The 9,409-nt window shown below is 69.7% G+C and carries 9 protein-coding genes and 3 pseudogenes; 4 read left to right on the top strand and 8 right to left on the bottom strand.

The features are described from left to right. Positions 1–27: 27 nt before the first annotated feature. Positions 28–231: pseudogene (locus ACWD35_RS43720) on the bottom strand (transposase); the annotation flags it as partial. A 271-nt stretch (positions 232–502) separates the two neighbouring features. Between ACWD35_RS43720 and ACWD35_RS43715 the strand changes: the two are divergent. The 4 genes and pseudogenes from ACWD35_RS43715 to ACWD35_RS43700 all read left to right on the top strand — a co-directional run. Beyond that, positions 503–609: pseudogene (locus ACWD35_RS43715) on the top strand (GNAT family N-acetyltransferase); the annotation flags it as partial. A gap of 581 nt (positions 610–1,190) precedes the next feature. Further along, positions 1,191–1,433 (top strand): TetR family transcriptional regulator C-terminal domain-containing protein, encoded by a 243-nt coding sequence (locus tag ACWD35_RS43710; protein ID WP_451356900.1) that lies wholly within the window; start codon positions 1,191–1,193, stop codon positions 1,431–1,433. Then, on the top strand, positions 1,423–2,382 hold the full coding sequence (locus tag ACWD35_RS43705) for an alpha/beta hydrolase (protein ID WP_451356899.1): 960 nt from the start codon (positions 1,423–1,425) through the stop codon (positions 2,380–2,382). The genes ACWD35_RS43710 and ACWD35_RS43705 overlap by 11 nt, the downstream gene beginning before the upstream one ends. A 15-nt stretch (positions 2,383–2,397) precedes the next feature. Beyond that, positions 2,398–2,502: pseudogene (locus ACWD35_RS43700) on the top strand (IS5 family transposase); the annotation flags it as partial. Between the two features lie 162 nt (positions 2,503–2,664). Here the strand turns inward: ACWD35_RS43700 and ACWD35_RS43695 are convergent. The 7 genes from ACWD35_RS43695 to ACWD35_RS43665 form a co-directional block, all read right to left on the bottom strand. Beyond that, positions 2,665–3,426, bottom strand: a complete 762-nt coding sequence (locus ACWD35_RS43695) for a hypothetical protein (RefSeq protein WP_451356898.1) — start codon at positions 3,424–3,426, stop codon at positions 2,665–2,667. Between the two features lie 34 nt (positions 3,427–3,460). Beyond that, positions 3,461–3,961 (bottom strand): hypothetical protein, encoded by a 501-nt coding sequence (locus tag ACWD35_RS43690; protein ID WP_451356897.1) that lies wholly within the window; start codon positions 3,959–3,961, stop codon positions 3,461–3,463. After that, on the bottom strand, positions 3,934–5,208 hold the full coding sequence (locus ACWD35_RS43685) for an MCE family protein (RefSeq protein WP_451356896.1): 1,275 nt from the start codon (positions 5,206–5,208) through the stop codon (positions 3,934–3,936). The genes ACWD35_RS43690 and ACWD35_RS43685 overlap by 28 nt, the downstream gene beginning before the upstream one ends. Then, the gene (locus ACWD35_RS43680; RefSeq protein WP_451356895.1) at positions 5,205–6,488 is read right to left on the bottom strand and encodes an MCE family protein; all 1,284 of its coding nucleotides are present in this window, start codon (positions 6,486–6,488) and stop codon (positions 5,205–5,207) included. The genes ACWD35_RS43685 and ACWD35_RS43680 overlap by 4 nt, the downstream gene beginning before the upstream one ends. Further along, on the bottom strand, positions 6,485–7,594 hold the full coding sequence (locus ACWD35_RS43675) for an MCE family protein (protein WP_451356894.1): 1,110 nt from the start codon (positions 7,592–7,594) through the stop codon (positions 6,485–6,487). Before ACWD35_RS43675 ends, ACWD35_RS43680 begins: the two co-directional genes overlap by 4 nt. Continuing rightward, on the bottom strand, positions 7,591–8,751 hold the full coding sequence (locus ACWD35_RS43670) for an MCE family protein (protein WP_451356893.1): 1,161 nt from the start codon (positions 8,749–8,751) through the stop codon (positions 7,591–7,593). Before ACWD35_RS43670 ends, ACWD35_RS43675 begins: the two co-directional genes overlap by 4 nt. Beyond that, positions 8,748–9,409: MCE family protein (locus ACWD35_RS43665; RefSeq protein WP_451356892.1), on the bottom strand; the 662-nt coding region annotated here is incomplete at its 5' end. The genes ACWD35_RS43665 and ACWD35_RS43670, both read right to left, overlap by 4 nt.

The raw sequence follows: 9,409 nt of genomic DNA, 5'->3' as shown, positions 1-9,409 counted from the left end.
CAAGAGCCCGATCGACTACGAACACAGCTACCAGGCCAGCCTCACCGAGGAACTGGCTGCATAGGAAGGTCTCCACAGATCGGGGGGATTGACAGAGAGGAAGGGCACGAACTCGGCCCAGGCGTCGGACCACAGCTTCACGATCGCCGGATACTTCCGGCCCCAGGATTCCTGGAACTCCAGGAACCGCTCCGTCGCCGCGTCCTCGTTGGGCGCGGTGTAGACGGGCTGCTCCAGGCGATACTTGAACACGGCGCTTCGCAGATCGAGGTGCAGCATGCGGCTCATCTCGCCGTGCTGGGCGGATCAGGCGCGGTGAACGTGCTGTCTGGTGACGAGGATCCTGCGGTGCGTGCAGCGGCAAGCGATCTGGCGGCGGCGATTGACATGTATGCGAGGCTGCCGTCCGGCCTGACGGCAGGATTGCCGACCTCTGGCGAGGGCCCAGGAACCTTGGGGACGGCCAGTGCCGCCTGTCCGGCACGAACCTCTGCGGCTACCTTTTTTGTCGGAGGCGTGGGGATGCGGGTACGCCGTCGAGGCGTGCGCGACGGCGCTCGGCTGGTTCGCCGACGCGCTTCCCGGTGAGCCGTGGTGCTCTGCACCCAGATGCGACCTCCGGACAATCTCACGGGAAACCCTCAGTTCAGCGCGGGCTCTCCGCGCTGCTGGTGCCGCGTTTCAGCATGTCAGCGAATTCCGTCGATGGCCCGACCTCATACCTGGCCCTTCCTCGACAGGTGCCGCATTCTGCCGGCCATCATCACGGCGCTGAGGAAGGGCCCACACGCCACTGGCCGGTGTCAGTTCTCATCGACATTTTCCGCTCCTGTGATCGTCAAGTGCTGCCCAAACTCGGCGATAAACGGTGTCGCTCGTCAGTTACGAAGCCAGCGCTGGAGATGTCCACGGGCGGCCCTGGGCCTTTCTACAGCCGTGTTGGAGGCCGCGATGAATCCGCGACGGACCGTGCGTCGGGCGCGATGCAGTCCTGCCGGGCCCTCGTTCTCACGCCGGTCGGCGCGACGGGAGCCGCCGGCCCGAGGAGCGGCGCCGCGAGCTGTTCCTCAGCTGGAACGAGCCCACGGGCGGCTTCTTGCTCGTCGTCCACGTCTCGCTCGTCGCCGACACCAAGGCCCTCGACCACTCCGCGCGCACCTTCGGCGTGCTGTGGACGCCGATTCGCTGTGGTGAGCGCGCACGGCAACTGGTTCACCCTCGTCGAGCAGACCATTGGCGAGGCCAAGGAAGTGGGCGAGGTCCGCACGGCCACAGACTCCGCCCAGCTCGCCTTCGAACTCGTCGCTCTCTTGGAAATGGCCAGCGCCGAATCCGTACTGCATGGAAACTTCATGTCGCTGCTACCTGACACCCTTGAACCGCCCGTGACTGCAGGGCTCGCGGGCCTGGACCGGAGGCACCATGCCATTTGATCCGCAGTTGCAGACCCTGTATGACCGCCGGGCGGCGGAGGGCGTCCGTCCGCTGTACACCATGACGCTCGAGGAGGCTCGGGCCGCCGACCTCGCCGCCATCCAGGCCGAGGCCGGCACACCCGAGCCGGTGGACCAGGTGCACGACCTCACGATCCCCGGCCCCGGCGGGCCTCTTGCGGTGCGCGTCTACCGGCCGTCGGGCCAGGGCGCGCTGCCCGTGCTCGTCTACTTCTTCGGCGGCGGCTGGACCCTGGGTTCCCTGGACACGAGTGACGCGCTCTGCCGAAACCTGGCCAACTCCGTCGGCTGCCTCACCGTCGCCGTCGGCTACCGCCTGGCACCCGAGCACAAGTTCCCCGCCGCACCCCAGGACTGCTTCGCGGGCGTAGGGTGGGCCGCCGAGCACGCCGAGCACGCCGAGGAGTTCGGCGGGGACACGAGCCGCCTGGCCGTCGCCGGTGACAGCGCCGGCGGCAACCTCGCCGCGGCCGTGACCCTCATGGCCCGTGACGCGGGCGGCCCGGACATCCTGACCCAGTTGCTCGTCTACCCGAACACGGACCATCTGGCGGACACCCCGTCCCGCCGGGAGAACACCGACCCGCTGCTCTTCAACGACAAGTCGGTGCACTGGTACTGGGACAACTACCTCGCCACCCCCGAGGACGGCACCCACCCCCTCGCCTCCCCACTGCGCGCCCCCGACCACTCCGGTCTGCCGCCCGCACTGGTGATCACCGCCGAGTACGACCCGCTGCGCGACGAGGGGGAGAGCTATGCCCAGCGGCTGCGGGAGAGCGGGGTGCCCGCCGAATCGACCCGCTACCCGGGGATGGCCCACGGCTTCTTCACCATGTCCGGCACGCTCGACGCGGCCCGCCGGGCCGTGGAGCAGGCCGTGGCACACCTGCGCACCGCCTTCGCCGACGCCGCCCCGGAGAGCTGACCCGTGACGGACACCGTCCACCTCGCCATGACCGACCTCATGGCTCGCCGCCTCACCGGCGAAGCCACCATCTCCTGGCGCGATCCGAAAACAGTCACTAAACAGCCAATTCTGGGATAAAACAGCGGATAAAAGGACCTCTTAACGTCAGTAACCCGCCGCTTCTTTGCCTCTTACCCGATCAGGGCCCCTCTGTGAGGACGGACCAAGAAATTGAGGGAGTTGTGAATTAGAACGTGCTCGGCATGATGTCTTCGAATCACCGTGAATTCATACGCCTGGTCAGAGGGCGTCGACGCCACTCACCTTCCAGCCGTCGGAGGTGCGCGTGAGCGTCAATCGCACCCGGTTCAGGTCCAGCCGGGGCTCCGCGACCTGGGTGCTCTGGGTGACCTGGTTGACGAAGAGCAGGACGACGGCCTTGTCCGGTGTGGCCGACACGACGGACGCAGCAGGGGTGCCGCCGTCGGAGGGTGTGGCCACGGTCGCCTTCACCACGCCGTGGTACCTCGTCGCTGTCGGCGCTACCACCGTCTTCGTCGTCCTGCCGTACTGGTCGCGAAAGTGTCCGGTCAACAGGGCGCGGGCCCGGGCGAAGTCCCGGTCCAGGTGCCGGTAGTCGTACGACAGCACGACCGGCGCCGCCTTCCGCGCGGCCGCGAGGGCCTCGCCCCGGGCCTGCTCCGCCTGCCGCCCCTGCCGGTACTGCCACCCGAGGACGGCGGCCACGATCAGGGCCGCCACGAGGACGAAGCCCAGCACCGTGGTGAGCACGCTCCGTCCGACCCTGCGCGAGGGCGCGCTCTCCTCCGGCTCATCCTCGAAGGGCTCGGGCTCGGGCTCGGGCTCGGGCGGGTCCTCCCAGCCGTCCGCCGGGGGCTCGACGAGCAGGGTGCGCCCGGGGATGGCTTCCTCTTCCTGGCGGTCAGCGCGCTCGGGGCGCGTCGGCCGCCCGGCGCGCTTGGCCGCCGCGCGGGCGGCCGCGGTCATGGTGCGGCGGGCCGGGGAGCCGGTGCCACGGGTGCGGGAGGTCGGGTTCGCCACGGTGTCTCTCCTCATTGATGGCCTCACAGTCGGGTCAGCCCACGAACGTGACATCGGAGGTCAGCCAGCGGCCTGCCACGCGCACGAGGTCGAGCTGGAGCCGGTAGGTGCGCGTCTGGCCCTCGGGCGCCGCGGTGTTGGTCACCTTGCTGTCGGCCACGACCAGGACCTGGGCCGAGCGCGCGTCGGACCGCACGATGCCCGCTTCCAGGACCTGCCCCTCGGACACCGACTTGTTCTGGGCGACGAGCTTCGTCAGCTGCGCGGTCTGCGCGGCGAACTGTTTCTTGAAGTCGCCGGTGGCGCCCTGCAGCACGGTGCGGCTGTCCCGGTCGTAGTGCCGGTAGTCGAGCGAGGTGAAGTTCAGCGCCGACTGGCGGGCCGCCGCCAGGATGTCCTGACGGCGCTGCTCCGCCGCGTGCTGGTCGGCCAGCTTCAGGCCCAGCCAGACACACAGCACGGTCGCGGCGACGAGCCCCGCCGACACCAGCCTTGCCCGGCCTCCTGTCACGCCATGGGTCCCACGAGCAGCCATTGCCACGACTCCTTTCCGAACACGGTCTGTTCGCCGCCCGTCGAGCCGATCTCGACGGGCGTTCCGTCCGGGCCGGTCACGGTGCCGGTCTCCGGGTCGTACGGGGCCACGAACGCGGCCTGGTCGGCGCTGTACCGACCGGTGGTCGGGCCGGGCGCGTTCTGGGCACCGCGCACCGAGGTCTTGCTGCCGCGCGGTGCCGTGCAGCGCGCGCCGGTGTTCGCCGGGCGCGTGCTGGTGTCGGCGGGGTCGCGCCGCTGGGTGTCGTAGCCCTGGGTGCACGCGGGCGGGTCGTCGGCGTTCACGGTCAGCCCGAAGTGGGTGGTGCCGTCGCCGGGGATGACCGTGTAGCTGCCCGCGACCGTGAGCGGGAGCGTGACCAGGGCCTGTTCGACGCCGGGCAGCCGGGCCAGGGTGATCTGGCCGCCGCTGATGAGGTTGGCCAGCAGGACCGGTACGTGCGGCCGGGTGGACTTCAGCAGGGAGTCCAACTGCTGGGCGGCGGGCGCGGTGTTGCCGATCAGCCTGCGCAGATCGCCGTCGCTCGACTTCAGCTGCTCGCTGAGCGTGGCCAGGTCGCGGGAGAACGACTTGATGGCTGAGCCCTGGTCGGCCTGTGTCTTGAGCACCTTCCGCGAGTCCTCGATCAGCGAGACCGTCTGGGGGAGCGACTCGGATGCCGATTCCACCAGCGCGTTGCCGGAGTCCACCAGCCGGCTCAGGTTCGGTCCGGTGCCGGCGAAGGCCTTGCCCAACTCGTCCACGGTGACCCGCAGATCGTCCTTGCCGACCGAGTTGACCAGCCGGTCGAGGCTGAGGACCAGGTCGGTGACCGGCAGCGGGGTCCGGGTGCGGCTGCGCGGGATCGGGCTGCCGTCCATGAGGTACGGCCCGCCCGACCGCCGCGGCTGGAGGTCGACGTACTGCTCGCCCACCGCCGAACGGTCGGCGACCACCGCGAGCGTGTCGGCCGGGATCCTCGGGGCGCCGTCCTCGATCTTCAGCGCCACCGAGACCCCGGACCCGGTCAGCTGCAGATCGCCCACGCGGCCCACCGGCACGCCCCGGTAGGTGACCTCGGCGCCGGGGAAGACGCCCCCGGACTCGGCGAAGTCGGCGCGCACGGTGTACCCGCGGTGCAGGACGTCGTCCACGAGGCCGGTGTACCGGGCGCCGACGTACGACACCCCGAGGGCCGTGACGGTAGCGAAGGCGAGCAGCTGGGCCCTGACCGTACGTGTGATCACGGCATTATCCCCTTCAGCATCAGCTCGGCGAGGCCGAGATCGATCCCGGGCGGGAGGCGACGCGAGCCGCCCCCGGTGCTGTAGGCCGCGGTGCACACAGGCGGGCACAGCAGGGTGCTGCCGTCGGAGGGCGTCGAGGGCACGGCGGGTGCGGAGGGAACGGGGGGCGCGGACGGGGTGCCCGGCAGGGACGGGATGGACGGGAGGGGGGTGGGAGTGGGGAGGCCGGGAAGGTGCGGGGTCCCGGGGGCCGGGGACTTCCCGCCCTTGACCGGCTTGCCGGTGACGTTGCCGTACAGGTCCGCCAGGTCGAGGTCGGCGGTGATCTTCAGGTTGACGTAGTCGCCCTTGACGGCGTCCGTCGCGTTGCGCGGGAACGGGTAAGTGGTGAGGATCTCCAGGGAGTTGGGGAGGTCGTCGCCCACCTTGTTCAGCTCCTGCAGGATGGGCTGGAGCTTCTTCAGGTCGGCGACGGTGTCGTCGTGGGAGGCGTTCACTACCCTGGTGCCGGTCTTGCCGAGTCTGGACAGGGCCGTGAGCATCTTCGTCAGGTCCTTGCGCTGGTCGGCGAGGGCCTTAAGGGCGGGCGGCATGGTGTCGACGGCCAGGGCGATCGTCTTCTTCTCCTTCTTCAGCCGCTTTGCGAGCCGGTCGACGCCCTTCAACGCGCGCACGATCTCCGCCCGCTGGTCGTCGAGGCCGCCGAGGAACGTGTCGAGCTGCTTCAGCAGGGACCTGACCCGGTCCTCGCGGCCGCCGAGGGCCTTGTTCAGCTCGACGGTGATCGTCTTCAGCTGGGCCACCCCACCGCCGTTGAGCAGCGCGGACAGGGCCGAGAGCACCTCCTCGACCTCCGGGTTGCGGCCGCTGCGGGACAGCGGGATGAGGTCGCCGTCGTGGAGCCGTCCGACGGGCATGGCGCCGGCCGGCGCGGACAGGGCGACGTACTTCTCGCCGAGCATGCTCGTCTGCCTCAGGTCGGCGACCGCGTTGCCGGGCAGCTTCACCGAGTCGGCGATGCGCAGCCGTACCCGCGCGTGCCAGCCGTCCAGTTCCACCTTCTCGACCGCGCCCATGGTGACGTCGTCGACCTTGACTGCCGACTGCGGCACCAGGTCCAGGACGTCCCGGAACTCGACGGTGACGTGGTAGGCGTGGCCGTCCGAGGCGGCGCCGCCGGGGAGCGGGACGTCGTACCAGCCGTTGAACTCGCAGCCGGTCAGCAGCAGCGAGCCGATCGCCGTCCAGGCGGCCACCAGCCCCAAGCGCTTCACCCTCATGCCGGTGCCCCCAGGATTCCGCCGAGGGTCTTGTCGACCGTGCCCGTCGACGCCGGGGCCGACGGCACCTTGGGCAGGGAGTCGAAGAGCCTCTTCAGCCCGGCGCAGTTGTCGTGGTCGTCGCCGGTCGTCTTCAGGATCGAGCAGAGCAGCGATGACGGATCCTGAGGGGCTTGCGCGTTGTTGCGGGTGTCGAGGGTGCCGGCGGCGGGGTTGTAGGCGTTCTGCAGGTTCGACAGGCCCGTGGGGGCGACGGTCAACAGTTCCTCCAGTGCGGCCCGTTGGGTGACGAGGACCTTGGTGACCCTGGCCAGGCCCTGCACGTCCGAGGTCAGCGCCTTCTTGTTGCCCTTCACGAAGCCGGCCACGTTACCGAGTGCGGCGGCCAGGTACTTCAGCGCGGCGGCGAGATCCTTGCGCTCCCCGGCCAGCTGCCCGGCCACGTCGGCGAGGTCGGTGTTGAACGACCGCACGCTGGTGTCGTCCGCCGCCAGCGCGGCCGTGAACACCTGAAGGTTCCGTACGGTCCCGAACAGGTCGCCGCGCCCGTCGGACAGCGTGGTGACCGCCTGGGACAGGTTGTCCACCGTCTGGTTGAGGTTCTGGCCCTGCCCCCGGAGGTTGTCCGCGCTCACCCCGAGCAGCCGGGACAGCGAGCCCTGCTTGTTGGCGCCGTTCGGGCCGAGCGCCTCGGCGGTGGTGTGCAGGCTGTCGAAGATCCGGTCCAGCTCGACGGGGACGGCCGTACGGGACTCGGGGATGACGTCTCCGTCCCGCATGACCGCGCCCTTGCGGTACACCGGCAGCAACTGCACGTAACGGTCGCTGACCACCGAGGAGTTGACGATGGCGGCCTGTGCGTCGGCGGGGATCTTGCGCCCCCGGTCGTACTCCAGCTCCACCCGAACCCGGTCGCCCTCCGGCGTGATCTTCCTGACCTCGCCGATGCGGACGCCGAGGACGCGGACGTCGGAGCCGGGGTAGATGCCGACGGTGCGGGGGAAGTACGCCGTGACGCGGACTGGGCCGGGGCCCGGCCAGAGGACGACGGCGAGGCCGGCGACGACCGCGAGCGCGGTGAACAGGGCCAGGAGTCTGCGGGTCATCGGGTGCCTCCCGTCCGTGGCGTGACCGGGGCGGCGACCAGGTTCTGGACGTAGGAGTCGAACCAGCGGCCGTTTCCGAGGGTGTTGGTGAAGAGCCGCACGTAGGGGGCGAGGAGCTGGACGCTGCGGTCGAGGCTCGCCTGGTTGCGTTCGAGCATCTTCAGGAAGGTGCTGAGGTTCTTCAGTGCGGGCCCGATCTCCTTGCTGTTGTCGTTGACCAGGCCGGACAGCTCGATGCCCAGCAGCGCGGAACTCTTGAGCAGCGTGTGGATCGCCGCGCGCCGGTTGTCGATCTCCTTGAACAGCGCGTCACCGTCCTTCACCAGCGCGGAGAAGTCCTTGGTGTGACCGGCCAGCACCTTGGTGACCCCGTTCGCATGGTCGAGGAGCCCGCGCAGCGCCTGGTCACGGGAGGCGACGGTCCTGGAGATCCGTGACAGTCCCTTGATCGACGCCCGCACCTCCTCAGGGGAGTCCTGGAAGGTGAGGGAGATGGTGTCCAGCGCCTTCGCGAGCCGGTCCGTGTCGACCGCCTCGGTGGTGGTCGTCAGGTCGCTGAAGGCCTGGACGACGTCGTACGCCGACACGGTCCGGCCGAGCGGGATCTCGCTGCCCGGCTTCAACTGGCCAGGCCCCTTCGGGTACAGGGCCAGGTACTTCGCGCCGAGGATCGTCTTGACACGGATCGCCGCGCCCGTGTCGGTGCCGAACCCGGGATGGCCCTTCACCTTGAAGGTGACCTTGACGTGATCGCCGTCCAGGTCGACGCCCTCGACCTTGCCGACCTTGACCCCGGCGATCCGTACCTCGTCGCCCGGCTTGAGCCCGCCGGCCTCGGAGAAGGCCGCGCTGTAGGTGTTGCCGCCGCCGATCAGCGGCAGGCTGTCGGCGTTGAAGGCGGCAAACGTGAGCAGCGCGAGGACGGTGAGGCCGACGGCGCCTACGACGACCGGGTTCCTCTCGCGGAAGGGCTTCAGGCGTGGGCGCTTGAGCCGGATCCTGGGCAGCTTCGGCGGCAGGACCCGTACCTTGACCAACGGCTGGGGGCGGGGCTTGCGCTTCGGCAGCAGCCGGGGGAGTTTCGGCAGCTTCGGCGGCAGGACTCGTACCTTCACCAGCGGCTCAGGACGGCGCCGCCGTTGGACACGCAGTCTCATCCGCCACACCTCGCCCGCGCCACGTGCAGGTCCGGGGAGATCACCTGCTTGGTCTTCGGCAGCACGATCCGGCCGTCGAAGTCGCAGAGGTAGAAGTTGAACCAGGAGCCGTAGGACGCCGTCCCGGTCAGCTCGTTGAGCTTGTTCGGCAGCCGCTTCAGGACGCCCTCCACGGTGTGCTCGTTCTTGTTCAGCGTTCCGGTGAGATCGCCGAGCCCGGCGATGTCGTCCTTCAGTGGTGGACGCGCGTCCTTCAGCAGCCCTGACGTGACGTCGGTGAGGTCACCGACGCTCACCAGCGACTCCCCGATGGGCTTGCGGTCGGTGGCCAGCCCCGAGACCACCCGGCGCAGCTGTGTGAGCAGCCCGGAGAAGCGGGAGCCGCGCTTGTCGAGCGTGTCAAGGACGGTGTTGAGGTTGTCGACCACCGAGCCGATCAGCTTGTCGCGGTCGGCGAGGGTGGTGGTGAGCGAGGCCGTGTGCGCGAGGAGGCTGTTCACCGTGCCACCCTCGCCCTGGAGGGTCTGGACGATCTCGGTGGCGAGCTGGTTGACGTCGCTCGGGCTGAGCGCGGCGAACAGCGGCTTGAAGCCGTTCAGCAGGGCGTTGAGGTCCAGCGCCGGCTGGGTACGGGACAGCGGGATGGTGCCGCCCGGCC

The organism is Streptomyces sp. NPDC002671 (genome assembly GCF_053592475.1).
This window is presented reverse-complemented; position numbering and strand designations above follow the sequence as displayed.

Coding starts and splice junctions, on each gene's coding strand:
- ACWD35_RS43705 (WP_451356899.1), top strand. CDS start 1,423: ATGCCATTTGATCCGCAGTTGCAGACCCTGTATGACCGCCGGGCGGCG.
- ACWD35_RS43690 (WP_451356897.1), bottom strand. CDS start 3,961: ATGGCTGCTCGTGGGACCCATGGCGTGACAGGAGGCCGGGCAAGGCTG.
- ACWD35_RS43680 (WP_451356895.1), bottom strand. CDS start 6,488: ATGAGGGTGAAGCGCTTGGGGCTGGTGGCCGCCTGGACGGCGATCGGC.
- ACWD35_RS43675 (WP_451356894.1), bottom strand. CDS start 7,594: ATGACCCGCAGACTCCTGGCCCTGTTCACCGCGCTCGCGGTCGTCGCC.
- ACWD35_RS43670 (WP_451356893.1), bottom strand. CDS start 8,751: ATGAGACTGCGTGTCCAACGGCGGCGCCGTCCTGAGCCGCTGGTGAAG.